The organism is Agarivorans sp. MS3-6 (assembly GCF_054112545.1).
The window spans coordinates 1,684,545-1,711,002 of the sequence record NZ_CM134202.1; the positions used below are offsets into that span (position 1 = coordinate 1,684,545).

At 44.9% G+C, this 26,458-nt stretch carries 26 protein-coding genes and 5 tRNA genes; all 31 read right to left on the reverse strand.

What is annotated here, in order from left to right; genetic code table 11:
• Positions 1–61: 61 nt before the first annotated feature.
• Positions 62–2,155: an elongation factor G gene (fusA, locus tag ACVFI8_RS07565; RefSeq protein WP_248714064.1), complete on the reverse strand. Its 2,094-nt coding sequence runs from the start codon at positions 2,153–2,155 to the stop codon at positions 62–64.
• Positions 2,156–2,233: 78 nt separating this feature from the next.
• Positions 2,234–2,704, reverse strand: a complete 471-nt coding sequence (gene rpsG, locus ACVFI8_RS07570) for a 30S ribosomal protein S7 (RefSeq protein WP_163135253.1) — start codon at positions 2,702–2,704, stop codon at positions 2,234–2,236.
• 95 nt (positions 2,705–2,799) lie between these two features.
• Positions 2,800–3,174 carry a 30S ribosomal protein S12 gene (rpsL, locus tag ACVFI8_RS07575; RefSeq protein WP_248714063.1) on the reverse strand — a complete coding sequence of 125 codons (375 nt, stop codon included), beginning with the start codon at positions 3,172–3,174 and terminating at the stop codon, positions 2,800–2,802.
• 143 nt (positions 3,175–3,317) lie between these two features.
• A complete protein-coding gene (tusB, locus tag ACVFI8_RS07580) occupies positions 3,318–3,593 on the reverse strand; it encodes a sulfurtransferase complex subunit TusB (RefSeq protein ID WP_248714062.1) in 276 nt (91 codons plus the stop codon).
• 1 nt (position 3,594) lies between these two features.
• Positions 3,595–3,954, reverse strand: coding sequence for a sulfurtransferase complex subunit TusC (gene tusC, locus ACVFI8_RS07585; RefSeq protein WP_457873508.1), 360 nt, complete (start codon positions 3,952–3,954; stop codon positions 3,595–3,597).
• The gene (gene tusD / locus ACVFI8_RS07590; RefSeq protein ID WP_248714060.1) at positions 3,951–4,343 is read right to left on the reverse strand and encodes a sulfurtransferase complex subunit TusD; all 393 of its coding nucleotides are present in this window, start codon (positions 4,341–4,343) and stop codon (positions 3,951–3,953) included. The genes tusC and tusD overlap by 4 nt, the downstream gene beginning before the upstream one ends.
• Before the next feature lie 5 nt (positions 4,344–4,348).
• Positions 4,349–4,732 (reverse strand): RidA family protein, encoded by a 384-nt coding sequence (locus ACVFI8_RS07595; protein ID WP_248714059.1) that lies wholly within the window; start codon positions 4,730–4,732, stop codon positions 4,349–4,351.
• 141 nt (positions 4,733–4,873) lie between these two features.
• Entirely contained in the window at positions 4,874–9,079 is a 4,206-nt protein-coding gene (rpoC, locus tag ACVFI8_RS07600; protein ID WP_248714058.1) for a DNA-directed RNA polymerase subunit beta', read from the reverse strand.
• An 82-nt stretch (positions 9,080–9,161) separates the two neighbouring features.
• Positions 9,162–13,196 (reverse strand): DNA-directed RNA polymerase subunit beta, encoded by a 4,035-nt coding sequence (rpoB, locus tag ACVFI8_RS07605; protein ID WP_457873509.1) that lies wholly within the window; start codon positions 13,194–13,196, stop codon positions 9,162–9,164.
• A gap of 226 nt (positions 13,197–13,422) precedes the next feature.
• Complete coding sequence (gene rplL / locus ACVFI8_RS07610) at positions 13,423–13,788, reverse strand: 50S ribosomal protein L7/L12 (RefSeq protein ID WP_457873510.1); 366 nt, start codon at positions 13,786–13,788, stop codon at positions 13,423–13,425.
• Between the two features lie 54 nt (positions 13,789–13,842).
• Positions 13,843–14,337: a 50S ribosomal protein L10 gene (gene rplJ, locus ACVFI8_RS07615; RefSeq protein ID WP_248714055.1), complete on the reverse strand. Its 495-nt coding sequence runs from the start codon at positions 14,335–14,337 to the stop codon at positions 13,843–13,845.
• Positions 14,338–14,577: 240 nt separating this feature from the next.
• On the reverse strand, positions 14,578–15,279 hold the full coding sequence (gene rplA, locus ACVFI8_RS07620) for a 50S ribosomal protein L1 (RefSeq protein WP_248714054.1): 702 nt from the start codon (positions 15,277–15,279) through the stop codon (positions 14,578–14,580).
• A 4-nt stretch (positions 15,280–15,283) separates the two neighbouring features.
• Positions 15,284–15,712, reverse strand: a complete 429-nt coding sequence (rplK, locus tag ACVFI8_RS07625; protein ID WP_248714053.1) for a 50S ribosomal protein L11 — start codon at positions 15,710–15,712, stop codon at positions 15,284–15,286.
• A 123-nt stretch (positions 15,713–15,835) separates the two neighbouring features.
• Complete coding sequence (gene nusG / locus ACVFI8_RS07630) at positions 15,836–16,381, reverse strand: transcription termination/antitermination protein NusG (protein WP_248714052.1); 546 nt, start codon at positions 16,379–16,381, stop codon at positions 15,836–15,838.
• Complete coding sequence (secE, locus tag ACVFI8_RS07635) at positions 16,381–16,758, reverse strand: preprotein translocase subunit SecE (RefSeq protein WP_248714051.1); 378 nt, start codon at positions 16,756–16,758, stop codon at positions 16,381–16,383. The genes nusG and secE overlap by 1 nt, the downstream gene beginning before the upstream one ends.
• A 51-nt stretch (positions 16,759–16,809) precedes the next feature.
• A tRNA-Trp gene (locus tag ACVFI8_RS07640) sits at positions 16,810–16,885 on the reverse strand.
• Between the two features lie 174 nt (positions 16,886–17,059).
• Positions 17,060–18,244, reverse strand: a complete 1,185-nt coding sequence (gene tuf, locus ACVFI8_RS07645; protein WP_248714050.1) for an elongation factor Tu — start codon at positions 18,242–18,244, stop codon at positions 17,060–17,062.
• Positions 18,245–18,335: 91 nt separating this feature from the next.
• Positions 18,336–18,411: transfer RNA gene (locus ACVFI8_RS07650), tRNA-Thr, on the reverse strand.
• A 2-nt stretch (positions 18,412–18,413) separates the two neighbouring features.
• Positions 18,414–18,488 (reverse strand) — tRNA-Gly (locus ACVFI8_RS07655).
• Positions 18,489–18,526: 38 nt separating this feature from the next.
• Positions 18,527–18,610: transfer RNA gene (locus ACVFI8_RS07660), tRNA-Tyr, on the reverse strand.
• A gap of 40 nt (positions 18,611–18,650) precedes the next feature.
• A tRNA-Thr gene (locus ACVFI8_RS07665) sits at positions 18,651–18,726 on the reverse strand.
• A 111-nt stretch (positions 18,727–18,837) separates the two neighbouring features.
• Entirely contained in the window at positions 18,838–19,698 is an 861-nt protein-coding gene (gene birA, locus ACVFI8_RS07670) for a bifunctional biotin--[acetyl-CoA-carboxylase] ligase/biotin operon repressor BirA (protein ID WP_457873511.1), read from the reverse strand.
• Positions 19,699–19,793: 95 nt separating this feature from the next.
• Entirely contained in the window at positions 19,794–20,855 is a 1,062-nt protein-coding gene (gene murB, locus ACVFI8_RS07675; RefSeq protein ID WP_457873512.1) for a UDP-N-acetylmuramate dehydrogenase, read from the reverse strand.
• On the reverse strand, positions 20,852–21,805 hold the full coding sequence (gene coaA / locus ACVFI8_RS07680) for a type I pantothenate kinase (RefSeq protein ID WP_248714047.1): 954 nt from the start codon (positions 21,803–21,805) through the stop codon (positions 20,852–20,854). Before coaA ends, murB begins: the two co-directional genes overlap by 4 nt.
• 69 nt (positions 21,806–21,874) lie before the next feature.
• A complete protein-coding gene (locus tag ACVFI8_RS07685) occupies positions 21,875–24,058 on the reverse strand; it encodes a GumC family protein (protein ID WP_248714046.1) in 2,184 nt (727 codons plus the stop codon).
• A 203-nt stretch (positions 24,059–24,261) separates the two neighbouring features.
• Positions 24,262–24,507: a 30S ribosomal protein S17 gene (gene rpsQ / locus ACVFI8_RS07690; RefSeq protein ID WP_248714045.1), complete on the reverse strand. Its 246-nt coding sequence runs from the start codon at positions 24,505–24,507 to the stop codon at positions 24,262–24,264.
• Positions 24,507–24,698, reverse strand: a complete 192-nt coding sequence (gene rpmC / locus ACVFI8_RS07695; protein WP_163134083.1) for a 50S ribosomal protein L29 — start codon at positions 24,696–24,698, stop codon at positions 24,507–24,509. Before rpmC ends, rpsQ begins: the two co-directional genes overlap by 1 nt.
• Positions 24,698–25,108: a 50S ribosomal protein L16 gene (gene rplP, locus ACVFI8_RS07700; protein WP_248714044.1), complete on the reverse strand. Its 411-nt coding sequence runs from the start codon at positions 25,106–25,108 to the stop codon at positions 24,698–24,700. Before rplP ends, rpmC begins: the two co-directional genes overlap by 1 nt.
• A gap of 11 nt (positions 25,109–25,119) precedes the next feature.
• Positions 25,120–25,818 (reverse strand): 30S ribosomal protein S3, encoded by a 699-nt coding sequence (gene rpsC, locus ACVFI8_RS07705; protein WP_248714043.1) that lies wholly within the window; start codon positions 25,816–25,818, stop codon positions 25,120–25,122.
• A gap of 10 nt (positions 25,819–25,828) precedes the next feature.
• Entirely contained in the window at positions 25,829–26,161 is a 333-nt protein-coding gene (gene rplV, locus ACVFI8_RS07710; protein ID WP_248715580.1) for a 50S ribosomal protein L22, read from the reverse strand.
• A gap of 9 nt (positions 26,162–26,170) precedes the next feature.
• Positions 26,171–26,449: a 30S ribosomal protein S19 gene (rpsS, locus tag ACVFI8_RS07715; RefSeq protein ID WP_026959667.1), complete on the reverse strand. Its 279-nt coding sequence runs from the start codon at positions 26,447–26,449 to the stop codon at positions 26,171–26,173.
• Between the last annotated feature and the right edge of the window lie 9 nt (positions 26,450–26,458).

Consider the following 26,458-nt stretch of genomic DNA (forward strand, 5'->3'; position numbering starts at 1 on the left):
TACCTTCTTTATCCATTCCAACCTGCCTCACTCGAGACAGATCAATCATAGTTGAATTAGTTTACTTTGCTTCAACAATAGTATCAGCAACGTTTTTCGGCGCCTCATTATACTCTAGGAATTCCATCGAGTAGGAGGCTCGCCCCTGAGTTGCCGAACGTAGATCTGTAGCATAGCCGAACATTGCAGACAGTGGGACCTTAGACTTAATAATCTTTAAGCCCGCTGCTCCATCATCCATGCCTTCAATTATGCCACGACGACGATTCAAGTCACCCACTACATCTCCCATCCAATCTTCAGGAGTTGTAACTTCTACTTTCATCATCGGCTCGAGCAGTACTGGATCAGCTTCTAATGCGCCTTTTCTAAAGCCCATTGCACCGGCAATTTTAAACGCCATTTCGTTAGAGTCAACATCGTGGTACGAACCATCGAATAATGTCACTTTAACGTCAAGCATTGGGTAGCCTGCCAGTACACCCTGATCCATTTGCTCTTTACAGCCTTTGTCTACCGCAGAGATGTATTCCTTAGGAACAGCACCTCCCACCGTTTCATTGACAAATTCGTAACCAGCGCCTGGCTCTAGAGGTTCCATACGCAACCAGACATGACCGTATTGACCACGACCACCCGATTGACGTACAAACTTTCCTTCCACTTCAACTTGCTTGCGAATTGCTTCGCGATAAGCAACTTGAGGCTTACCTACATTACAGTTCACGCTAAATTCGCGCTTCATGCGATCTACGATGATATCTAAGTGTAACTCACCCATACCAGAGATAAGGGTTTGTCCAGATTCTTCGTTAGTTTCTACGCGGAACGAGGGATCCTCAGCGGCCAATTTACCTAACGCTACGCCCATTTTTTCTTGGTCGGCTTTAGTTCGAGGCTCAACGGCAATCTGAATTACCGGCTCAGGAAACTCCATTCGCTCAAGGACCACTTTATTGTTCATATCACATAAAGTGTCACCCGTTGTGACGTCTTTGAGACCTATCGCAGCGGCGATATCACCGGCACGAACTTCTTTAATCTCTTTGCGGTCGTTTGAATGCATTTGCACCATACGACCAAGACGCTCACGTTTTTGCTTAACCGAGTTATACACCGCAGTGCCGGTTTCAACCGTTCCCGAATAAACACGCATAAAGGTCAACGTTCCCACGAATGGGTCAGTCGCAATTTTAAACGCCAAAGCAGCAAAAGGTGCATCGTCGTCTGCTGGACAGTCAACTTCGTTGTCTTTATCGTCCAAACCTTTAATAGCGGCAACGTGATTTGGCGCTGGCAAGTATTCCACAACGGCGTCAAGCACAGCTTGCACCCCCTTGTTTTTAAATGCCGAGCCACATGTCGCTAGCACAATCTCATTGTTTAGGGTGCGCTTACGCAAACCAAACTTGATTTCGGCTTCAGTTAACTCGCCTTCTTCTAAGTATTTATCCATTAACTCATCAGTTGCTTCGGCTGCGGCTTCCACCAAATTTTCGTGGAGTTCGCTTGCGTGCGTAGCTAAATGTGCAGGAATATCTTCATAGTTGAAGGTGATGCCTTGGTCGGCTTCGCTCCAGTTAATTGCCTTCATTTTAATCAGGTCAATTACCCCAACGAATTCGTCTTCGGCGCCAATGTTAAGTTGAATAGGCACACAATTAGCACCTAAGCGATCACGGATTTGTTCAATTACTCGTTCAAAATCTGCACCAGCTCTATCCATTTTGTTCACGAATACCATTCGTGGAACAGAATATTTATCAGCTTGGCGCCACACTGTTTCTGATTGGGGTTCAACACCAGATGAACCACAAAAAACGACTACTGCACCATCTAACACTCGTAACGAACGTTCTACTTCAATAGTGAAGTCGACGTGCCCAGGTGTATCAATGATGTTTATACGGTGATCATCAAACTGTGCATTCATCCCACGCCAAAAGGTAGTGGTAGCTGCAGAAGTAATAGTGATACCGCGCTCTTGTTCTTGTTCCATCCAATCCATGGTGGCTGCGCCATCATGTACCTCACCAATTTTGTGAGATAGACCGGTATAAAAAAGGACACGCTCTGTAGTTGTTGTTTTGCCAGCGTCAACATGAGCAACAATACCGATATTACGGTAGCGCTCAATTGGAGTTGTACGAGCCATTGTTATCCTCTTGCTAAGGAAAGTTCCTTAGTCTCACATAGAAAGCAGCACAGCTGCGTTATGCAGCTGTGCAACCAATTACCAGCGGTAATGTGCAAACGCTTTGTTTGCATCGGCCATACGGTGAACGTCTTCACGTTTCTTAACCGCAGAACCTTTGTTTTCGGCAGCGTCTAGGATTTCACCCGCTAGACGTAAAGCCATAGATTTTTCACCACGTTTACGTGCTGCATCTACCATCCAACGCATACCTAGGGTGTTACGACGTACAGGACGAACTTCCACAGGTACTTGGTAAGTAGAACCACCAACACGGCGAGATTTAACCTCTACCGATGGGCGCACGTTTTCAAGAGCAATTTCGAAAACTTCTTGGTGAGACTTGCCTGATTTCTCAGCTGCAGCGTCTAATGCACCATATACAATTTTCTCAGAAATTGATTTCTTACCATCAACCATTACTACGTTGATGAACTTAGCCAGAAGTTCTGATCCGAACTTAGGATCTGGCAAGATTTTGCGTTGACCGATCACTCGACGTCTAGGCATTTGAATATCTCCGGTTTGCTTCAGGTTTCCCCAAAACGAATTTTAAAAAAAATTTCGCTATAACTAAATGTTTGGCCTTACTTAACGGAGAGCCGTTATGACTTAGGACGTTTAGCGCCGTATTTTGAACGTCCTTGACGACGATCACTTACGCCAGCACAATCTAATGCGCCGCGTACGGTGTGATAACGCACACCTGGTAAATCTTTAACACGACCACCGCGAATAAGAATTACGCTGTGTTCTTGTAAGTTATGGCCTTCACCACCAATGTACGAAGTTACTTCGAAGCCGTTAGTTAAACGAACACGAGCTACTTTACGTAATGCTGAGTTAGGTTTTTTCGGAGTGGTAGTATATACACGAGTACATACACCACGGCGTTGAGGACACGCAGCGAGTGCAGGTACATTGCTTTTTACAGCTTTGCTTGCACGTGGCTTGCGAACCAACTGGTTAATCGTTGCCATTTTAAATAGCTCCTGAAATTACTTTTAAACATGTGAAAAATCTATCCCCAATTTTGGGGAGGCGAAATTTTATGCGCTTGAGAGAAAAGAGTCAACACTTGCTAATGACTAAGCGGGATTATTTTTGATCATTGCGGCTAGGGCTACCAAGTGAAACTAGGGCAGTGAAGGCCGGTAAGCTTAACGAAACCGGAGTAATCCACCTGCCAACTGTTATCGGTGTTTAGTCCTCTAGCAACGAGATCACTCGCCAGTACCGATACTCGCCCTTGAGTTTTAAGCTCTGCTAAACGCGGTTCGAGTTTAACCACGGCATATACCGCGTCTTCAATAAGTAGTAAGTGGCTACTATCATCGATACTCTCTAAACAATTATCAAACACCGTAGATGAAGGAGAGTGGCGTAAAATATGAAGCATGTTAGAACCTTATGATGGCATGCGCATGACCATACTTTGAAAAGAAATCATCACGACTTAGCGGGTTCACTGATATCGCTAGTTGGTCAGCCGTTAACCCGCGCTCAATCAGCGATTGTGGATCAACATAAAGCTCCTCAACGTCATACAGTTCCAATAAACCATAAGTGGGTAAAACATGGCGCTGTAAGATATCAGCTGGCTGTTGCTTATCAAGCAACTGCAAAACCCCATCGCCGTAAAAATAAATCACGATGTCATCCGATACCGCAGAAGCCGCTAACGCTGCATCTAAAGATTCTCGTGCACTCGCGCTAGAGTGCGGTGCAGCACTAAATACGAATACCAATTGCTTGATCACAGATGCACTACCCTATCACTGCCCAACATAGCCGCTGACATTTCTGCTAACCCCGACATCGTGAAGTGTTGACTCATCGACCACGCCCCTAAAGCGTTAAGGTCAGCGTCTTGCTGGGTTATCACACCCCGACGATAAGCTGCCGCGCTGCAGACCAGCAATTCACAAGCTGAAGACTGTTTGAGCTTCAACCAAAGTGCATGAATGTTCACCTCATCACTCGCTGGTAAACCGGTTTGCATCGCATTAGACACGCCATCCAAGTAAAAGAACACTGTTTTGATTTGATGCCCTTGCGCCACTAGGGCATTGGCAAAATTGAGCGCCGTGGCACTTCCCTGCCTGCCGTAGAGCGGACTGGTTACCACTAAGGTGTAAGAAAGGCTCATATGGCTTATTTAATGTGGGCTATAGCTTCAACTTCTACTAACACATCTTTCGGTAAACGCGCCACTTCTACGCATGAGCGCGCCGGTGCGCTTTCAGGGAAGTAACTGGCATAAACCTGATTAAATGCAACGAAGTTATTCATGTCACTGAGAAAGCAAGTGGTCTTGAATACGGTAGATGCATCCGCACCGGCTGCAGCCAATACCGCCATTAAGTTTTCCATTACTTGCTTAGTTTGCTCGCTAATGCCTCCAGCGACGACTTCCATAGACTCTGGGTGTAAAGGTATTTGCCCAGAAGTAAATACTAACTCATCGATTTTTGTCGCTTGTGAATAAGGCCCAATAGCGGCTGGAGCCTGGTCCGTAGATACGATTTGTTTACTCATAATATGCTCGTTAAATTATTCTTATTGATTAGCGAAGTCTGTGACTAAGCAAAAGCATTGTCAAATAATTTGCTTATCTCACAACAAATTACAGGCAAAAAAAAAGGTGGCCTAAGCCACCTTTTCACTCACTATTGGGTCTTACTCTGAATCACTAGTCGGCGCAGCGTTTAACAAAGCAGCTAAGTTATCAGCAGCTTCATCAGCAGTGATCGGAGCCGGAGCTTCTGATCTCGCACGACGTTTTTCGTGATACGCATAACCTGTACCAGCTGGAATCAATCGACCAACAATCACGTTCTCTTTAAGACCGCGAAGTTCGTCTTGTTTTCCGCCTACTGCTGCTTCTGTAAGCACACGAGTAGTTTCCTGGAACGAAGCTGCAGAGATAAATGACTCTGTAGACAGCGATGCTTTGGTAATACCTAGCAATTCACGACGGTATACAGCAGGGCGCTTGCCATCGGCAACTAACTGACGGTTTTCAATATTAACGCGAGCAACTTCGGCTTGTTCACCTAGCAAGAAGCTAGAATCACCAGCATCAAGAATCAAACACTTACGAAGCATTTGACGCACGATTGTCTCAATGTGCTTATCGTTAATTTTCACACCTTGTAAGCGATATACGTCTTGTACTTCATTTACAATGTAGTTAGCAACAGGGCTGATACCACGTAAGCGTAGAATGTCATGTGGAGACTCTGGTCCATCGGCGATAACTTCACCTTTTTGGACTTTCTCACCTTCAAATACATTCAAGTTACGCCACTTAGGAATCATTTCCTCGTATGCATCGGCATCACTAGGAGTAATAACGAGACGACGCTTACCTTTAGTTTCTTTACCGAAACTAATAGTACCGCTCACTTCAGCTAAGATAGCAGGCTCTTTAGGTTGACGCGCTTCGAACAAGTCAGCTACGCGTGGCAGACCACCGGTAATATCTTTAGTACCGCTTGATTCTTGAGGTATACGAGCAATCGCATCACCAACACCCACTTCAGCATTATCTTCCAAGTTAACAATCGCTTTACTTGGCAGGAAGTACTGTGCAGGAATATCAGTACCAGCAATTAATACGTCATTACCTTTATCATCAACCAGCTTCACCATTGGACGCATTTCTTTACCAGCACCAGGGCGCTCGTTAGGATCCAATACGTGAATACTTGATAGGCCGGTTAGTTCATCTGTTTGACGGCTAATCGTTACGCCTTCAACCATATCAACAAACTTAATACGACCCGGTACTTCAGTAATAATTGGGTGCGTATGCGGGTCCCAGTTAGCAACAATATCGCCAGATTTAACGGCGCCACCATCAACCACATCTAAAATACTACCGTATTGAAGTTTGTGGCTTTCTTTGGTTTGGCCCATCTCATCGATGATCGTCAATTCGGTTGAACGAGACGTTACAACCAATTTGCCTTCGTTGTTGGTAACAACTTTCGCGTTATGCAGTTTAATGGTACCCACGTTTTTAACTTGGATACTGTTTTCTGCAGCCGCACGCGATGCCGCACCACCAATGTGGAAGGTACGCATGGTAAGCTGTGTACCCGGCTCACCAATTGACTGAGCAGCGACAACGCCAACCGCTTCACCGCGACCCACTAAGTGGCCTCGCGCTAAGTCACGACCGTAACAAAGTGCACAAACACCAAAATCGTTAGCACAGCTAATCACCGAGCGAACTTTAACCGTATCCACTGAGTTCTCTTCAAGAAGGTCACACAGTTTTTCGTCAAGTAAGGTCTTAGACTTAAGCAATACTTCGTTTTCAGTACCTGGCTTAATTACATCGCCAACTAATACACGACCTAGAACACGCTCACGTAATGGCTCAACAACATCACCACCCTCAATATGAGGCGTCATCAAGATACCTTCTTCGGTACCACAATCAGTGTCGGTAACGACTAAATCTTGAGCAACATCCACCAAACGACGAGTTAGGTAACCCGAGTTTGCTGTTTTAAGTGCTGTATCGGCCAAACCTTTACGCGCACCGTGCGTTGAGATGAAGTACTGAAGTACGTTCAAGCCTTCGCGGAAGTTGGCTACAATCGGTGTTTCGATAATCGAACCATCCGGTTTTGCCATCAAGCCACGCATACCCGCCAACTGACGAATCTGAGCAGCACTACCACGAGCACCCGAGTCGGCCATCATAAAGATGCTGTTGAAAGAGTCTTGAGTCTCTTCTTCGCCATCTCGATTCATAACCACTTCGGTAGACAAGTTGTCCATCATCGCTTTCGATACTTTTTCGTTAGCCGAAGCCCAAATATCGATTACTTTGTTGTAACGCTCGCCTGCGGTTACGAGGCCCGCTAGGAATTGCTCCTGAATTTCACTTACTTCATCACTGGCTTCTTCCACGATGTCTTTCTTAGCATCAGGAATAACCATGTCATTGATACCTACAGAGGCACCTGACAGCGTTGCGTAATGGAAACCGGTATACATTAATTGGTCAGCGAAAATAACTGAATGCTTAAGACCTAGTTTACGGTAACAGGTGTTTAGCAAACCTGAGATTTGCTTCTTACCCATTGCTTGGTTAACTAAATCAAACGGCAGGCCTTTTGGTACGATTAACCATAAAATAGCACGGCCGATAGTGGTCTTTTTGATTTCAGTTTTTTCTATTTTTGATCCGTCTTCCGCTACAACTACTTCGGTAATACGTACGTTTACTCGAGCATGTATGCTAGCTTGCTGAGACCGATAAAGCTTCTCAGCTTCCTTCGGACCTGACAGATACATTCCTTCTGCTTGCGCATTCACACGTTCACGAGTCATGTAGTACAGACCCAATACAACGTCTTGAGAAGGAACAATAATTGGTTCACCGTTAGCTGGCGATAATACGTTGTTGGTAGACATCATCAACGAACGTGCTTCTAACTGCGCTTCAATAGTCAACGGTACGTGTACCGCCATTTGGTCGCCATCGAAGTCGGCGTTATAAGCCGCACAAACTAGCGGGTGTAATTGAATCGCTTTACCTTCAATTAACACTGGCTCAAAGGCTTGAATACCCAAGCGGTGCAAAGTAGGTGCACGGTTAAGTAATACAGGGTGTTCACGGATAACTTCTTCAAGAATATCCCACACTTCGCCGCCTTCGCGTTCAACCATTTTCTTAGCAGCTTTAATCGTAGTCGCTAAACCACGAAGTTCTAGCTTGCCATAAATGAATGGTTTGAATAGCTCAAGTGCCATTTTCTTAGGTAAACCACACTGGTGCAAACGCAGTGTAGGACCAACGGTAATTACCGAACGGCCTGAATAATCTACTCGCTTACCTAGCAAGTTCTGACGGAAACGACCTTGCTTACCTTTGATCATATCAGCCAAAGATTTAAGCGGACGCTTGTTAGAACCAGTAATAGCACGACCACGACGACCATTGTCTAACAAGGCATCAACTGCTTCTTGCAGCATACGCTTTTCGTTACGCACGATGATATCTGGGGCGGCTAGGTCTAGTAAACGCTTCAAACGGTTGTTACGGTTGATTACACGGCGGTACAAATCGTTCAAATCAGAAGTCGCAAAACGGCCGCCATCTAGTGGTACTAGAGGACGTAAATCTGGTGGAAGAACCGGTAAAACGGTCATAATCATCCACTCAGGTTTATTACCTGAATCACGGAACGCTTCCATAAGCTTAAGACGCTTAGTGGTCTTCTTACGCTTAGTTTCAGAGTTAGTTGTTTGCAACTCTTCGCGCATTACTTCGATTTCTTGATCAAGCTCTAAATGACGCAACAAAGCCAATACAGCTTCTGCACCCATCTTAGCTTCGAATTCGTCACCGTATTCTTCTAGAGAATCTAAGTAAGTTTCTTCGGTTAACATTTGACCGCGTTCTAAGCTGGTCATGCCAGGCTCAGTAACTACAAATGATTCGAAGTACAGAACGCGTTCAATGTCACGCAGTGTCATATCAAGCAATAAGCCAATACGCGATGGTAAAGACTTAAGGAACCAGATGTGAGCCACTGGCGATGCAAGTTCGATGTGTCCCATACGGTCACGGCGAACTTTTGATTGAGTAACTTCTACGCCACACTTCTCACAGATAACACCACGGTGCTTCAGACGCTTGTATTTACCACACAAACATTCGAAATCTTTTACTGGGCCGAAAATACGGGCACAGAAAAGTCCATCGCGCTCTGGCTTAAAGGTACGATAGTTAATCGTTTCTGGTTTTTTAACTTCACCAAACGACCAACTACGGATCTGGTCAGGTGAAGCTAGGCCAATTTTAATGCCTTCAAACTCTTCGGTCTTGCTTTGTTGCTTAAGAAACTTAAGTAAATCTTTCACGTTTCTCTCCAAGTCGGAGTTAAACCTGGGGCGTTTCTAATGAAACGCCCGCCTTGCTTTTATGTCAGGTGAAGTCCTGTGCTTACAGCTCGTCCAACTCAATGTTGATACCAAGAGAGCGGATCTCTTTAAGCAACACGTTGAACGACTCAGGCATGCCTGGCTCCATCTGGTGGTTACCATCAACGATATTTTTGTACATTTTAGTACGACCGTTAACGTCATCAGATTTAACCGTTAGCATTTCCTGCAAGGTGTAAGCTGCACCGTATGCTTCCAGTGCCCACACTTCCATCTCACCGAAGCGCTGACCACCGAATTGTGCTTTACCACCAAGCGGCTGCTGAGTAACCAAACTATAAGAACCGGTAGAACGCGCGTGCATCTTGTCATCAACCAAGTGGTTAAGTTTCAACATGTACATGTAACCAACGGTTACAGGGCGCTCAAATTCTTGACCGGTACGGCCATCACATAACACGATTTGTCCTGACTCAGGTAAATCGGCTAAACGTAATAGCTCCTTAATTTCGGCTTCTTTTGCACCATCAAAAGCCGGTGTAGCCATTGGCACACCGCCACGAAGGTTTTTAGCCAGTGTCATTACTTCTTCATCAGTGAAGCTAGCAACGTCAACTTTAAGCTTATCATCACCTACGTTGTATACTTTTTGGATAAAGTCACGCAGTTTGTCCATTTCGATTTCACGCTGAACTTTCAGCATTTCATCAATTTTCTCACCCACACCTTTAGCCGCTAAGCCTAAGTGGGTTTCTAGGACCTGACCGATGTTCATCCGAGATGGTACACCTAGTGGGTTCAAGCAGATATCTACTGGGCGACCCGTTTCGTCATAAGGCATATCTTCACGAGGAACAATGGTAGAAATAACACCTTTGTTACCGTGACGACCGGCCATCTTGTCACCAGGTTGAATGCGACGTTTAACCGCTAAGTAAACTTTAACAATTTTTAGTACACCAGGCGCCAAGTCATCACCTTGGGTGATCTTGCGACGCTTAATGTCGAACTGTTTATCAAATTCAGCTTTGATTTCGTCGTATTGCTCAGCAATCTGTTCCAACTGAGTTTGCGCACCTTCATCGCTTAATGCGGCTTCTAGCCAATCAGCTTTCGGCATGCGGTGTAAGTCAGACTCTAACTTACCGGCTGCAATCAATACTGATTTAGCACGAGCAAAGATACCTTCTTCAAGAATCTTGAATTCTTCGGTTAAATCTTTTTTCGCTTCTTTAAGCTGCATGGTCTCAATTTCTTGAGCGCGCTTGTCTTTTTCTACGCCATCGCGAGTAAAGACTTGAACGTCTATCACTGTACCAAATACTGAATTAGGTACTCGTAGGGATGTATCTTTAACATCCGACGCTTTCTCACCGAAGATAGCTCGTAAAAGTTTCTCCTCAGGCGTTAACTGTGTTTCACCCTTAGGCGTCACTTTACCTACAAGGATATCGCCTGGCTTAACTTCAGCACCAACGTAAACAATACCTGACTCATCAAGCTTGCTTAGTGCTGATTCACCTACGTTTGGAATATCCGCTGAGATTTCTTCAGTACCTAGCTTAGTATCACGTGCGATACAGCTCAGTTCTTGAATGTGAATCGTAGTAAAGCGATCTTCTTTAACTACGTTCTCAGAGATACCAATTGAATCCTCGAAGTTGTAACCATTCCAAGGCATAAAGGCTACGCGCATGTTTTGACCTAACGCCAACTCACCTAAGTCAGTTGATGGGCCGTCAGCCAATACGTCACCTTTAGAAACTGGTTCGCCTGCTTTAACCACTGGACGTTGGTTAATACAGGTGTTTTGGTTAGAACGGGTGTACTTGGTTAAGGTGTATATGTCGATACCCGCTTCGCCAGGAAGCATCTCATCGTCATTTACTTTAACTACGATGCGGCTTGCATCTGCGTAGTCAACCATACCGCCACGTTTAGACACAACAGTAACACCAGAATCAACGGCAACAGCACGCTCAATACCGGTACCTACTAAGGGCTTATCAGCACGTAAAGTAGGAACAGCCTGACGTTGCATGTTAGAACCCATCAATGCACGGTTAGCATCATCGTGTTCCAAGAATGGAATTAACGACGCCGCCACAGAAATAATCTGCTGCGGTGATACATCCATGTACTGAATTTGATCAGTAGGCATGTAGGTTGATTCGCCTTTATGGCGACAAGGAATAAGGTCAGCTTCAACCAGTTTACCGTCAGCGTCAGTCTCAGCATTCGCCTGGGCGATTACGTAAGTACCTTCATCAATAGCTGATAAGTAATCAACTTCGTCAGTGATAACACCGTTAATCACTTTACGGTAAGGAGTTTCTAAGAAGCCAAACTCATTAGTGCGAGAATAAACCGCCAATGAGTTAATCAAACCAATGTTTGGACCTTCCGGTGTTTCAATAGGACATAAACGACCGTAGTGAGTTTGGTGTACATCTCGAACTTCAAAGCCGGCACGTTCACGCGTCAAACCACCAGGGCCTAATGCAGATACACGACGTTTGTGTGTAACTTCAGAAAGCGGGTTGTTTTGATCCATGAATTGAGACAATTGACTTGAACCAAAGAACTCTTTAACCGCAGCCGAGATAGGCTTAGCGTTAATAAGGTCTTGTGGCATCAAGGCATCAAGGTCACCAAGGCTTAAACGCTCTTTAACTGCGCGTTCAACACGAACTAAACCTACACGGAATTGGTTTTCAGCCATCTCGCCAACACTACGAATGCGTCGGTTACCTAGGTGATCGATATCATCGACTTCACCACGACCGTTGCGGATCTCGATAAGCATTTGCATCACTTTGATGATGTCATCTTTATCAAGTACGCCAGCAACACTGCCATCTTCGCGACCAACACGACTGTTGAACTTCATACGACCAACAGTTGATAAGTCATAGCGATCACCATTAAAGAACAAGTTCTCAAATAATGCTTCTGCTGCGTCTTTTGTTGGTGGCTCACCAGGACGCATCATACGGTAGATTTCAACTAGCGCTTCTAGGCGATTAGTTGAAGAATCAACACGTAAAGTATCCGAGATGAAAGAACCTTGGTCTAGGTCGTTAGTGTAAATTGTTTTAAGTACCGTATGACCCGCTAGTGACAAGGCAGCAATTAGCTCTAAATTGAGCTCACTGTTGGCCTCAGCGATCACTTCACCGGTAGTTTCGTCAACGTACTCTTCAGCCAATACTTTGTCTGCTAGATACTCAACTGGCACTTCAATTTGAGTAATGCCTGATTTTTCTAACTGACGAATATGGCGAGCAGTTACACGTCGACCTGTTTCAATTAATACTTCGCCGTCTAATTTAACGTCGAAAGAAACAGTATCACCACGTAAACGTGCAGGTACCAACTCCATCATTACTTTGCCATCTTTCAATTCGAAAGAGGTAGTATCGAAGAAAGTAGCCAAGATCTCTTGCGTAGTCATTTCTAACGCGCGCAACATGATCGAAGCGGGCAGCTTACGACGACGGTCAATACGTACAAACAGGTTATCTTTAGGATCGAATTCGAAATCTAACCACGAACCACGGTAAGGAATAACACGTGCATTGTATAACACCTTGCCAGATGAGTGTGTTTTACCACGATCGTGATCGTAGAACACACCTGGGCTACGGTGTAATTGAGATACAATAACACGCTCAGTACCATTAATTACGAACGTACCGTTACCTGTCATCAATGGGATTTCGCCCATATAAACTTCTTGCTCTTTTATGTCTTTAACCGTGCCAGCCGGAGCTTCACGATCAAACAACACTAAACGCAATTTAACGCGTAAGGGAGCAGAGTAGGTGACTCCACGAATTTGACATTCTTTAACGTCAAAAACCGGCTCGCCAAGACGATAGCTAACATATTGTAGCTCTGAATATCCTGAATAACTGGCAATCGGGAATACACTGCGGAATGCAGCTTCCAGCCCATACTCGCCTTCAGGATCGATTTCGATGAATTTCTCAAAGGAATCAAGCTGTATTGAAAGCAGGTAAGGCGTGTCCACTACTTGAGGACGTTTTCCAAAGTCCTTACGAATGCGTTTTTTCTCTGTATAAGAGTAAACCATATGGTTCCTCAGCTCGCTGATAAGTGACCCACTCTGTCCTCAAAATCTGGGACAGTTCTTACGTACCGTTTGTCAGTGTCTTTAAGTGTATTGCACCTAAAGTTTTTTGCTAGACGCACCATCTAAAACGGTGATAAAAAAGACGACGTCCTACAGCGCAAAAAGGCCGGTGGTTAAATAACCACCAGCCATAGCCTATTAAGGCTGCAATCTACTTATAGGTAGATTACTTAAGCTCAACAGAAGCACCAGCTTCTTCAAGAGCAGCTTTAAGCGTTTCAGCTTCTTCTTTAGATACTGCTTCTTTAACAGCAGCAGGAGCTGAATCAACTAAACCTTTAGCTTCTTTCAGGCCAAGACCTGTAGCAGCACGTACCGCTTTAATAGCTGATACTTTGTTAGCGCCAGCAGCAGTTAAGATTACGTCGAATTCTGATTGCTCTTCAGCAGCAGCACCAGCGTCACCAGCAACAGCAACAGCTGCAGCAGCAGATACGCCGAACTTCTCTTCCATAGCTTCGATTAGTTCAACAACGTCCATTACTGACATTTCAGCAACAGCTTCGATAATTTGGTCTTTAGTGATAGACATGACTCAAATTCCTAAATTCAATTAAATTTATAAAATAATGTAGCAACAAGCAAATTATGCTGCTTCTGACTCTTTTTGGTCGCGTAATGCGGCCAGAGTGCGTACCAGCTTGCCAGCAGAAGCTTCTTTCATAGTTGCCATTAACTTGGCAATTGCTTCGTCGTAAGTTGGTAGTTTTGCAAGAACGTTTACGTCTGCTAATGCACCTTCATATGCTGCTGCACGTACTTCGAATTTTTCTTGCTCTTTAGCGAAATCTGTTAACAGACGCGCTGCAGCACCGGGGTGCTCATTAGAGAAGGCAATCAAAGTAGGACCGCTGAATGACTCAGTAAGACATTCTAGGTCTGTGCCAGCTACTGCACGACGAGCAAGGGTATTACGTACCACTTGCATAGATACGCCAGCTTCACGTGCTTTCGCACGAAGTGAAGTCATCGCATCTACAGTTACGCCGCGTGAATCAGCAACTACTGCAGAAAGTGCACCTTTGGCAGCTTCGTTGACGTCAGCGACAATTTGCTTCTTGTCTTCGAGTCTTAAGGCCATTGGCTTTACTCCTGGATTCCAATACCAGATAAATCTGGTGTTTACTTCCCTCTAATTCACTAGGATTTAGAGGCCTTTACGGTTTGGTGTTCCAGAATAAAAAATTTATTCTTGGGTTTCCTCACCATCTACGTAGGAAATTAAGCGGTTAAGCACCTACGGTCTTGGATGAGGGCATAAGCCCTGACCCATAATTACAAAGCGCGAAATTTTAGTACAAATTTCACGCGTTGTAAATAATTATACTTGGGTTTCTAATGACGCAACATCAATAGATAAGCCTGCACCCATAGTGGTAGATAGGCTAACTTTCTTGATGAATTGACCTTTAGATTGAGCTGGTTTAGCTTTTTTAAGAGCTACAACCAACGCTTCCAAGTTTTCTTTAAGTTTGTCTGCATCAAAATCAGCTTTACCAATAGTAGTATGGATAATGCCGTTTTTGTCGTTGCGGTAACGAATCTGACCTGCTTTTGCTAATTTAACTGCATCAGCAACGTTTGGTGTAACCGTACCCACTTTAGGGTTAGGCATCAAACCGCGAGGACCTAGGATTTGACCTAGTTGACCTACAACGCGCATTGCATCTGGAGAAGCAATAACTACGTCGAAGTCCATCTCACCAGCTTTAACTTTAGCAGCTAAGTCGTCCATACCAACAATGTCGGCACCGGCTTCTGTAGCAGCTTCAGCGTTTGCACCTTGAGTAAATACTGCAACGCGAACGTTACGACCAGTACCGTGTGGTAGCACAGTTGCGCCACGAACGTTTTGGTCTGATTTACGAGGATCTACACCTAAATTAACAGAAGCATCAACGCTTTCCAAAAACTTTGCAGAAGCAAGTTCTTTTAATAGCTCAACAGCTTCGGTTACTGAATAATCTTTTGTTGAATCAACTTTTTCGTTGATCGCACGCATGCGCTTAGAAAGTTTTGCCATCGTATTAGCCCTCTACAACCAAGCCCATAGAACGGGCAGAACCTTCAATTGAACGAACCATTGCATCAACGTCTGCACCAGTCATATCGACTGCTTTAGTGTTAGCAATTTCTTCAAGTTGTGCACGAGTAACAGTACCAACTTTAGTCTTGTTTGGAACACCAGAGCCAGACTTAATACCAGCCGCTTTTTTCAGCAAGTATGAAGCAGGTGGAGTTTTTGTTTCAAAAGTGAATGAGCGATCTGCATATACAGTAATTACTACTGGTACTGGAGCGCCTTTCTCAATTGAATCTGTTTTGGCGTTAAACGCTTTACAGAATTCCATGATGTTTACACCGTGTTGACCTAATGCAGGACCAACTGGTGGTGACGGGTTTGCGGCACCCGCAGCAACTTGAAGCTTAATGTAAGCTTGGACTTTTTTAGCCATTTTAATATACCTTAATTTGGGTTCTAGCGCCTTCCGATAACACGGTCAGCTTCCCGATGGAACAAAGGGCAGCGGATTATAGTCGATCCGCTGCCCCAAATACAACTGATTGTTTATTTTTTATCAGCCTTTCTCGATTTGTCCGAACTCCAATTCAACAGGAGTCGCTCGGCCAAAAATAAGCACTGATACTTTTACGCGGCTTTTTTCGTAATCCACTTCTTCGATAGTACCGTTGAAGTCGGCGAATGGGCCATCGGTAACCCGAACCACTTCGCCTGGTTCGAATAACGTTTTTGGTCTTGGCTTATCACTGGTCTCATCTAGACGATCTAGGATAGCCTTAGCTTCTTTATCAGAAATAGGCGCTGGACGTTCTGCGGTGCCACCAATGAAACCTAACACACGAGGAACACTTTTCACTAAGTGCCAACTCTCATCGTTTAAGTCCATTTGAACCAATACGTAGCCAGGGAAGAATTTGCGCTCACTTTTACGTTTTTGACCTGCGCGCATTTCCACTACTTCTTCAGTAGGAACTAAAATCTCACCGAAAGAGTCTTCCATAGAATGGATCTGGATATATTCTTTAAGAGATTTAGATACACGACCTTCATAGCCAGAAAAGGCTTGAACTACGTACCAACGTAATTTGCGCTCTTCAGTCATTAGATACTCACCCCTGTTACAAAGGCAACTAAACGAACTAATATGGCGTCTAGTCCCCATAAAATTAGCGACATGAATGCAGTAGCAGCTAATACAATCATGGTAGTTTGAATGGCTTCTTGACGAGTTGGCCAGATAACCTTACGCACTTCCATACGCGATTCTTTAGCAAATTCGAAGGCTTGCTTGCCTTTATTAGTTTGCGAAGCGATGCCTAAAGCAGCAATCATCGCGATCACAACGCCAATTACACGAACTAATACCGACATATCTGTGTATAGGTAGTTACCTACCACAGCGGCGATTAAAATTAGAGCAGCTAATGCCCATTTTAGGCCATCTAACGACCCACTTTGGTTTTCAGTACTGGTACTCATCAAACAACCTACAAATAATCCCACAAAATCAAAAATCCCTTTAAAGGGAAGTGGCAGGGGTGGAGAGATTCGAACTCCCAACATTCGGATTTGGAATCCGACGTTCTGCCATTGGAACTACACCCCTATAGCACGAAGCCCGACATTATAGGCACTTTGTTTCAAGATTGTAACCCTTAGATGTCGAAAAAACGTGCCTCATTCTGCAATAAGATAGCGAGTTGCTAATAAGCTCACGAGATCTCAGTGCCGAAAACAAAAAAGGCCGCTAACGCGACCTTTTTTCTGCTGTGCTAACTTCTTATTCGAAGATTTTAGCTACAACACCCGCACCTACTGTACGGCCACCTTCACGGATTGCGAAGCGTAAACCTTCGTCCATCGCGATTGGGCAAATTAGCTCTACAACAAATTTCAAGTTGTCGCCAGGCATTACCATTTCAACACCTTCTGGAAGCTCTACAGCACCAGTTACGTCAGTTGTACGGAAGTAGAACTGTGGACGGTAACCTTTGAAGAATGGCGTGTGACGGCCACCTTCGTCTTTGCTTAGTACGTATACTTCAGCTTCGAACTTGGTGTGTGGAGTAATAGTTCCAGGAGCCGCCAATACTTGGCCACGTTGTACGTCATCACGCTTAGTACCACGTAAAAGAATACCACAGTTCTCACCAGCACGACCTTCGTCAAGAAGCTTGCGGAACATTTCAACACCTGTACAGGTAGTTTTAGTAGTTTCTTTAATACCAACGATTTCGATTTCTTCTGAAACCTTAACGATACCACGCTCTACACGACCTGTTACTACCGTACCACGACCTGAAATTGAGAATACATCTTCAATTGGTAGTAGGAATGGCTTGTCGATGTCACGCTCTGGCTCTGGAATGTAAGAATCTAGTGCTTCTGCAAGCTCAATGATTTTTGCTTCCCACTCTTCTTCGCCTTCTAGGGCTTTAAGCGCTGAACCTTGGATTACTGGAATGTCATCACCTGGGAATTCGTATTCAGATAGAAGTTCACGAACTTCCATTTCTACTAATTCTAGTAACTCTTCGTCATCTACCATGTCACATTTGTTCATGAACACGATGATGTAAGGTACGCCAACCTGACGAGAAAGCAGGATGTGCTCACGCGTTTGTGGCATTGGGCCATCTGTAGAAGCTACTACTAAGATTGCACCGTCCATTTGAGCAGCACCAGTAATCATGTTTTTAACATAATCGGCGTGTCCTGGACAATCTACGTGTGCGTAGTGACGTGAAGGAGTATCGTATTCAACGTGAGACGTTGAAATAGTAATACCACGCTCGCGCTCTTCTGGAGCGTTGTCGATAGCTGCAAAGTCTTTAGCTTCACCACCGTATACTTTTGCAAGTACGTTAGTAATGGCTGCTGTTAGTGTAGTTTTACCGTGGTCGACGTGGCCAATTGTACCAACGTTTACATGCGGTTTATTACGTTCAAATTTCTCTTTAGACATAATAGTTCCTCTGGATAAAGGTCATTGGCACAAAAGCACCATTGGTTTGCGTTTACCGAACGGTAAAAAGTAATAGGAAACTTACAAGGAGTGGTGCTGATAGGCAGATTCGAACTGCCGACCTCACCCTTACCAAGGGTGCGCTCTACCAACTGAGCTATATCAGCATTGGAGCGGGCAGCGGGAATCGAACCCGCATCATCAGCTTGGAAGGCTGAGGTAATAGCCATTATACGATGCCCGCATCAAACCTTTGGAAGACGACCTACTACCAAAAAATAATGGTGGGGGGGGACGGATTCGAACCATCGAAGCTTTCGCGGCAGATTTACAATCTGCTCCCTTTGGCCACTCGGGAACCCCCCCACACAATCACCCAATATAACGGGCGAGCCTACTTAAGAGATGGTGCCGATTGCCGGAGTCGAACTGGCGACCTACTGATTACAAGTCAGTTGCTCTACCAACTGAGCTAAATCGGCATCGCTTAAGTGCTGCGCATTCTATGTAATGCATTTATTAAATGCAACAACCAAATACAAAAAAAACTTCAGGAAAGGCGTGAACGCGCAAAATTCAGCCATTAGGTACATTTATTGGCCACGAAGTGACACTTCGCCTGCCATATAAGTCCTTACCAGCCCATCGTTTTCCAACAGGAGCTGTCCGCTAGCGTCGACCCCCTTTGCCACACCAGATACCAGCTTATGTTCAGAAAATCGCAGGCAAACCGGCTTATTGAAAAAAACGTCGTACTGATTCCAGCGTTGTTGCAATCCCGCAAAGCCTTGTTCACGAAAAACCTCAAACATAGTATTTAGTGAACGTACAACCGCCACACTGAGTGCGCTACGATCTGCTGCTGGACTCTGCTCTGTTTCTAATTGGCTAAAGCTTTGGTCAATTTTGTCGGCATGCAATTTGGCTACACGAACATTAATGCCAAGCCCCACTACTAAGCTAAGCTTGCTATTGGCATGGCCTTGAATCTCAATCAGTACTCCGCCCAGTTTTTTGCCGTTTTGATAGATATCGTTAGGCCATTTCAAACCCAGCTGCTGATAGCCGCATTCTTGCAGGGCTTCAACAATCGCTAAACCAACCGCCAAGCTTAAGCCCATGGCGGCTTCAATACCATCTTCAAGGTGCCAAAGTAGAGACATGCAAAGCTGCCCAGCATAGGGGGTTTGCCAATCGCGACCGCGACGCCCTCTCCCCAAGGATTGGTATTCAGCCAGCACTAATTGACCATGTTGTAAATCATGCAAGTGTCGCATTAGCCAAGCATTGGTGGAGTCTAGCTTATTAAAAACCAGTGGATTGTTGTCGGGTAAACTTTGTTTTATCAGGTTTTGGTCTAACAAGGACAGAGGTTCTGAAAGCCGGTAACCTTTACCTTTTACTTTAAAAATGTCTAAACCTAGCAAGCCTAGTTGCTTTATGTAGCTAGCCACCGTTGGTTCTCGATACTCCGAGCAAATTGGCCAGCATTTCACCGGAACAAAACTCTCCCTCGGCGAGCCTTTTAATCAGCAGATAGGGTTTATCTTCATTCATTCGGCTGCCCAAGTACACTGCTTGGCGGAACCTCTTCAATGGCGCCAATAAACCTCACTTCCGGCTCTAGTACTATTGCAAAAGCCTGCCACACTTTAGCCCTTACCACCTTACAAAGTGCTATTAAATCAGCTGCGCTGGCAAAACCGTGGTTGACCAATACCAAAGCTTGCTCTTTATGCACTGCGGCGTCTCCGACCCTAAATCCCTTCAACCCAAGGTAGTCAATAAGCCAACCGGCCGCTATTTTGCTAAATCCTTCATCCGCGGAGTAGTAAGGAAGCCCTGGATATAGCGCTAACAAACTCGTCAATTTTTGTTGATTGATAATAGGATTTTTAAAGAAACTACCAGCATTCCCGAGCACTTCTGGGTCAGGAAGCTTACTGGCACGAAGTTCACACACCTTATCAAATACTTGGCGAGCACTGGCATTAGCGGGAAGTTGATTCAAACCGCTATATTCAATCAGCGGTGCCCACAATGTTGGTAAGCGAAGCTCTACTTCGCAGATGACAATTTGGTCTTTTAAGCTTTGTTTGAAGATACTATCTCGGTAAGAAAATTGACAAGCCTGTCCGGTTAACCTTTTCGTCTGACCTGTAGCAACATCAAAATAAGTAACCGCGCTACAATAACGAGCGATTTCCAAGCCATAAGCTCCAATATTCTGTACTGGCGCCGCGCCTACAGTGCCAGGGATCAACGCCAAATTTTCTAGACCATTGTAGCCATTATCTACGGTCCAACTCACTAGCTCATGCCAGTTTTCGCCAGCGCTGACGGTTAACACCGTTTGCTCAGCGCTATCATCGACTGTAATACCCATCATTCGATTAACGATAACCAAACCATCAAAGTCACTCAGCATTAACAAATTGGAGCCACCACCGACGATTAACCAGCTCAGTTTGTGTCTGCGAATATATTGAAACAACGCGGGTAATTGCTGCTGAGAGTCGAGTTCAAATAAAAAGGTCGCTTTAGCGTCTAAACCAAAACTATTAAATTTGCGTAAACTGACTTGTCGTTGGATGTTTAATGCTGACTTCATTTTCTTAATCGTACTCTGCTTACCTCGTGATTTTTGCCCTTTTCCAAAATAAGATCCGCTCGTTCACGAGTCGGAAGAATATTTTCAATCAGGTTCACATGGTTAATACTATTCCAAATTTCGGTTGCGATATGAGTAGATTGCTGTTCACCCAAGCTGGCATAGTGGTGGAAGTAGTTATTGGGGTCTGTAAATGCGCTAGAACGAAGTTTCATAAACCTTTCAACGTACCACTTTTCTAATAAGCTTGGTTCTGCGTCGACAAAAATCGAGAAATCTAAATAGTCAGATACAAATACTTGTCGTTGCTGGCCTGGGTAGTCACCTGCCGACTGCAGCACATTAAGCCCTTCCAAAATGAGAATATCGGGCTGCTCTACTACCACACTTTTATCTTTCACAATATTGTAAGATTGATGCGAATACACCGGCGCGGATACTTTTGCTTCGCCGGTTTTTAAAGCTGCGATGAATTCAACTAAGCTTTTTTGATCGTAACTTTCAGGAAAGCCCTTACGCTGCATCAAGCCTCTAGCCTCTAGCTCCTCATTGGGATAGAGGAAACCATCAGTCGTAACGATGTCGACTTTAGGATGCTCAGGCCAGCGCTGCAATAAAGCTTGTAAGATCCGAGAAGTGGTGCTTTTACCGCCAGCAACACTGCCTGAAACACCGATGATGTAAGGTACATGTTTTTCTGTACCCAGAAAGTTAGCCAACACTTCACGCCTATCCTGACGCGCTTTCACATACAGATTGAGTAAACGAGATAAGGGCAAGTAGATATCACAGACTTGCGGTAACGATAACGCTTCGTTAATACCACGGATACTTTCCAGATCAGATTCAGTCAGGGTCAGGGGAACAGATTGGCGAAGATGTGACCAGGCTTCACGTTCGAAATCAAGGTAACTAAAAGCAGGCTGCGTAGTGTTGTGAATAGCTGGCATGGGCCCTTCCTATATAATGCGGCACAACCATATACCAAAAGCGTAAAACACTCCACCTTAAAGCGCCCATTAACCGTGGCGGCGAATTACATCATCATGCAGTGGCACCACTGTCGCACCACGTTCCACTAAATGAACAGAAGGAAGATCGTAGTCATAAGCTCTACGATTTCGAGCCACCTTATTAAACACCACTCCGGCAATTTCGATATCCATGCGTGATAACTTATTAAGCGCATTCTCGATCGACTTACCATCGGTACGTTCAGCCTGGACCACGAGTAAGGTGGCATCCACTGACGGAGCCACCATTACCGCATCACTGACCTGCATCAGTGGACCCGTTTCGATGACTATTCGATCGTAATACTGACGCAAACCCTTTAGTAGCATCTTGAATTTCTTTGATGCCAACAAAGAGGTTGAATGGCGGTCGATCAGTCCAGCGGTTAATACATCAAAACCCAACTGGTTATCTCGATGGATACACTGCGATACAGTGTGAGTGCGTGACAATAAATGGGTCAGGCCCGGTTGGGAAAGCGGGTAATTCAAATAAGTGGATACCGACGCTCTGCGTAAATCAGCATCAATCAGTAGCACCTTTTCAACATCACTACAGGCGGCAGCGGTTTGGATGGTTAAGCTGGTTTTACCCTCGCCTTCCAAGGCGGAAGTGAACAATACAACTTGACCGCGGTTGGGCCGCATTTGCAAGCGAGCCCGCAGCGAGCGCAGCGGTTCACCTAGCCAAGGATGGACTCCTTGTCGCAACCACTTATTACTGCGCACTTTTACTTTAGGGACTTCGGCTATCACTTCTACGTTCAACGCGGTTTCCAATTCGTCCACCGTGGCGAAAGTACGTGACATAGCCTGCCTAATTAACACAAACACCACGCTCAAAATGCTGGCTAGCATGCCTGCTAAAATGACAATGATCGCTTTTTTCGGCTTTATCGGCGCTTCAGGTAAGCGCGCACTATCAACCATTTGAGCATAACCACGGTTAAAGCCTTCTGCCGCCTCTGCTTCTTTGAATTTCTCTAGAAAGGTATTATATAAACGGGCGTTACTTTCTATTTCACGAGTTAGTTGGTTAAAACGCGTAGTCTTGCGGCTTAGGTCTTGGTACTCAATTTTTGCTAATCGCAGTGAATCCGCTAAGGCGGCTTCACGCGCAACGGCTGCCTGATAATTTTTTTCGATACCGGAAATGATAAAATTAGTTTGGCTACGTAGTTCTAACTCGACCCGTGAAATTTCCCCAGCTAAAGATACCCGCTTAGGGTGTTTAGGCCCATAGCGTTTAGCTAAGTCGGCTAATTCAAGTTCTAACTCAATGCGTCGGCGCTTTATACTTTGAACCATGGGATCGCGTTGGATTTCACCCAACGAAGTCAGTTTATCCAGATCACCTTTAGCCGCTTTTTTAACTAAAAACCACAGCGAACTGGCTTCACTTTTTTGTCGCTGAGCTTCTAGCTGCTGACTAGTTAACTGTTGTAATTCTTTACCGATTAGACCCAGTATGCCCTCTTGGTCTACTAAATTTTCTTGCTCTCGGTAGAGTTGTAATTCAACTTCTGAATTTTGTAGTGCCGACTTCAAGCGGTTTAGCTCTTGCAGTAGCCAGCCTATGGTATGGTCAGTAGCCGCTTCGCTAGAGCTGCGGTGATACTCGATATAAGCCGCAGAGATAGCGTTGGAGACTTGCTGAGCTAATAAACGGTCCCAACTTCTAAAGCTAATTTCAATTAAACGGCTTTTGGGTAAAGGGGTCACCGACAAACGCGTTTTAAACACCTTGAGTAATTTTGCTTCAGACAACGAGGGGCTAGGGCTGAATTGGCTACTGTAGCCGAGCGTGACCACTTGCCACCAATAGCGCCAAGGAGAAATAGGATTACGCAGAAACTCGGGGTGGTGTTGTAAATCTAACTTTTGAATAACCGCTAGAGCGATCCGCTCTGAACGTAGAATTTCTATTTCGGTATTAAAGTAGGCTTCCGCCTGAGTATCTAAGCTATATACGTCTTCTACTGCCACCATCTTAGCTTGGCTGTATCCGATCATTAACTTTGACGAAGCTTGGAATAAAGAAGGTAGCGCTTTAACGTAGAGCATACTGAATAATAGCGTCACCATGACCACTAAAATTATTTTCAGCCTAGCTTGCCACAAGGTAATAAAAAGCTGTCGAAGATCGACCTCTTTACTTTCCCTAGCTTGTGACGATTTCTGCTCTTCCATGAACCTAAACAACTTTTCCAGTATAAAAAACGGTAACTAACTAAATGATACTGCCAGCTAGTTTGGCGACATGCAATTGGCAAATAACGGAATTGAGGACAGAAATATCGATTTATACTGCAAAACTAGCTAATAACATTACTATTGTTAGGTTTATAACGAAAAAAGGCTCCTAAATAGGAGCCTTTTATATAGTTTAAAGCTTAGGCTTTAACTACTACGTCTACCAAAGTCCAAGACTTAGTCTTAGAGATTGGAGCACACTCTTTGATGGTAACTACGTCGCCTTCAACAGCAACATTCGCTTCATCATGAGCATGTAGCTTAGTAGTACGCTTGGTGTATTTCCCATAGATTGGGTGTTTAACCTGGCGTTCAATAGCAACAACAATAGACTTGTCCATTTTGTCGCTAACTACTTTACCTTGCAATGTACGGATATCGCTCATTACGCACCTGCCTTCTGATTCAGAATAGTTTTCACACGCGCGATATCGCGACGTACGTTTTTAAGCAAATGTGTTTGAGCCAATTGGCCAGTACTCGCTTGCATACGCAAGTTAAATTGCTCACGAAGCAGGTTAAGTAGCTCAGCTTTAAGCTCTTCAACACTTTTATCTTTAAGTTCGTTAGCTAACATCACATCACCGTCCGCGTTACAAAAGTAGTGCTAATAGGTAACTTACGCGCTGCAAGCTCGAAAGCTTCGCGAGCAAGTGTTTCTGCTACGCCGTCCATTTCATACAGGACTTTGCCTGGCTGAATTTGGGCTACCCAGTATTCTACGTTACCTTTACCTTTACCCATTCGAACTTCGAGTGGCTTTTTGGTAATAGGCTTGTCTGGGAATACACGGATCCAGATTTTACCTTGACGTTTAATGTGACGAGTCATAGCACGACGCGCTGCTTCGATTTGACGAGCAGTTAGACGGCCACGGCCAGTCGCTTTCAAACCGAAGTCACCAAAAGACACTTCTTGTCCTTTGCCTAGACCACGGTTACGACCTGTAAATTGCTTACGGAATTTAGTTCGTTTTGGTTGTAACATTCCCAGTTCTCCTATTTAGCGTTGCGCTTGTTACCGCGCTTCGGCTTAGAAGGAGCTTCAGGAGCTGCAGCCACTGGCATTCCGCCAAGAACTTCACCTTTAAAGATCCAAACTTTAACGCCGATGATACCGTAGGTAGTCAACGCTTCTGAAGTTGAGTAATCAATATCAGCACGAAGTGTGTGCAGTGGCACACGACCTTCACGATACCATTCAGCACGAGCAATTTCTGCTCCGCCTAAACGACCACTAACTTGAACCTTGATACCTTTAGCGCCTAGACGCATTGCATTTTGCACGGCACGCTTCATAGCGCGACGGAACATAACACGACGTTCTAGTTGGCTAGAGATAGAATCGGCTACTAATTTAGCGTCTAACTCTGGCTTACGAACTTCAGAGATGTTGATTTGCGCAGGTACGCCAGCTAATTTAGCTACGTTCTTGCGAAGTTTTTCAACATCTTCGCCTTTTTTACCAATAACAACACCTGGACGAGCAGTGTGAATAGTCACACGGATGCTCTTTGCAGGGCGTTCGATGGTAATGCGAGACACTGAAGCACTTTTCAATTCTTTAGTTAAGAACTGACGTACTTTGTGGTCGCTGAAAAGGTTGTCTGCGTATTCGCTTTTATCTGCATACCAGGTTGAATTCCATGGTTTGACGATACCTAGGCGAATACCATTAGGATGTACTTTCTGACCCATTGCTTATCTCCTAGTTATCAGATACAACCACAGTAATGTGGCTGGTACGCTTGATAATACGGTCGGCTCGGCCTTTCGCACGAGGACGAATACGCTTTAAAGTTGGACCATCATCAACAAAGATTTTGGCAACTCTTAACTCGTCGATATCAGCACCTTCGTTGTGCTCAGCATTGGCGATAGCAGATTCTAGAACTTTTTTAACAAGTCCAGCTGCTTTCTTAGTGCTAAATTGCAACGTAACAAGCGCTTTTTCAACTGGTAGACCACGTACTTGATCTGCAACCAGGCGAGCTTTCTGCGCAGAACCACGAGCAAAACGGTGTTTAGCTAAAGCTTCCATCATCTACTCCTACTTCTTCTTCGCTTTCTTATCAGCAGCATGGCCGCGATAAGTACGAGTTGGCGCGAATTCACCCAGTTTATGACCGATCATTTCATCGGTAACAAATACTGGAACGTGCTGACGACCATTATGGACAGCGATGGTCAAACCGATCATTTGTGGAATGATCATTGAGCGACGAGACCAAGTTTTCAATGGTTTCTTGTCCCCGCTTTCCACCGCTTTCTCTACCTTCTTCAACAAGTGTAGGTCAATGAATGGACCCTTCTTGAGAGAACGTGGCATGGCGATTCC

What these genes read in the sequence shown, in the direction of transcription:
- murB (WP_457873512.1), bottom strand. Translation starts at nt 20,855, where the DNA reads ATGAAGTCAGCATTAAACATCCAACGACAAGTCAGTTTACGCAAATTT.
- rpoB (WP_457873509.1), bottom strand. Translation starts at nt 13,196, where the DNA reads ATGGTTTACTCTTATACAGAGAAAAAACGCATTCGTAAGGACTTTGGA.
- rplL (WP_457873510.1), bottom strand. Translation starts at nt 13,788, where the DNA reads ATGTCTATCACTAAAGACCAAATTATCGAAGCTGTTGCTGAAATGTCA.
- rpsQ (WP_248714045.1), bottom strand. Translation starts at nt 24,507, where the DNA reads ATGAGCGATATCCGTACATTGCAAGGTAAAGTAGTTAGCGACAAAATG.
- rpsL (WP_248714063.1), bottom strand. Translation starts at nt 3,174, where the DNA reads ATGGCAACGATTAACCAGTTGGTTCGCAAGCCACGTGCAAGCAAAGCT.
- rplK (WP_248714053.1), bottom strand. Translation starts at nt 15,712, where the DNA reads ATGGCTAAAAAAGTCCAAGCTTACATTAAGCTTCAAGTTGCTGCGGGT.
- rplJ (WP_248714055.1), bottom strand. Translation starts at nt 14,337, where the DNA reads ATGGCCTTAAGACTCGAAGACAAGAAGCAAATTGTCGCTGACGTCAAC.
- nusG (WP_248714052.1), bottom strand. Translation starts at nt 16,381, where the DNA reads ATGACTGAAGAGCGCAAATTACGTTGGTACGTAGTTCAAGCCTTTTCT.
- rpsG (WP_163135253.1), bottom strand. Translation starts at nt 2,704, where the DNA reads ATGCCTAGACGTCGAGTGATCGGTCAACGCAAAATCTTGCCAGATCCT.
- secE (WP_248714051.1), bottom strand. Translation starts at nt 16,758, where the DNA reads ATGAGTACCAGTACTGAAAACCAAAGTGGGTCGTTAGATGGCCTAAAA.
- ACVFI8_RS07595 (WP_248714059.1), bottom strand. Translation starts at nt 4,732, where the DNA reads ATGAGTAAACAAATCGTATCTACGGACCAGGCTCCAGCCGCTATTGGG.
- rpsC (WP_248714043.1), bottom strand. Translation starts at nt 25,818, where the DNA reads ATGGGTCAGAAAGTACATCCTAATGGTATTCGCCTAGGTATCGTCAAA.
- rpsS (WP_026959667.1), bottom strand. Translation starts at nt 26,449, where the DNA reads ATGCCACGTTCTCTCAAGAAGGGTCCATTCATTGACCTACACTTGTTG.
- rplV (WP_248715580.1), bottom strand. Translation starts at nt 26,161, where the DNA reads ATGGAAGCTTTAGCTAAACACCGTTTTGCTCGTGGTTCTGCGCAGAAA.
- coaA (WP_248714047.1), bottom strand. Translation starts at nt 21,805, where the DNA reads ATGCCAGCTATTCACAACACTACGCAGCCTGCTTTTAGTTACCTTGAT.
- tusD (WP_248714060.1), bottom strand. Translation starts at nt 4,343, where the DNA reads ATGAGCCTTTCTTACACCTTAGTGGTAACCAGTCCGCTCTACGGCAGG.
- fusA (WP_248714064.1), bottom strand. Translation starts at nt 2,155, where the DNA reads ATGGCTCGTACAACTCCAATTGAGCGCTACCGTAATATCGGTATTGTT.
- rplP (WP_248714044.1), bottom strand. Translation starts at nt 25,108, where the DNA reads ATGTTACAACCAAAACGAACTAAATTCCGTAAGCAATTTACAGGTCGT.
- tusB (WP_248714062.1), bottom strand. Translation starts at nt 3,593, where the DNA reads ATGCTTCATATTTTACGCCACTCTCCTTCATCTACGGTGTTTGATAAT.
- ACVFI8_RS07685 (WP_248714046.1), bottom strand. Translation starts at nt 24,058, where the DNA reads ATGGAAGAGCAGAAATCGTCACAAGCTAGGGAAAGTAAAGAGGTCGAT.
- rplA (WP_248714054.1), bottom strand. Translation starts at nt 15,279, where the DNA reads ATGGCAAAACTTTCTAAGCGCATGCGTGCGATCAACGAAAAAGTTGAT.
- rpmC (WP_163134083.1), bottom strand. Translation starts at nt 24,698, where the DNA reads ATGTTAGCTAACGAACTTAAAGATAAAAGTGTTGAAGAGCTTAAAGCT.
- tuf (WP_248714050.1), bottom strand. Translation starts at nt 18,244, where the DNA reads ATGTCTAAAGAGAAATTTGAACGTAATAAACCGCATGTAAACGTTGGT.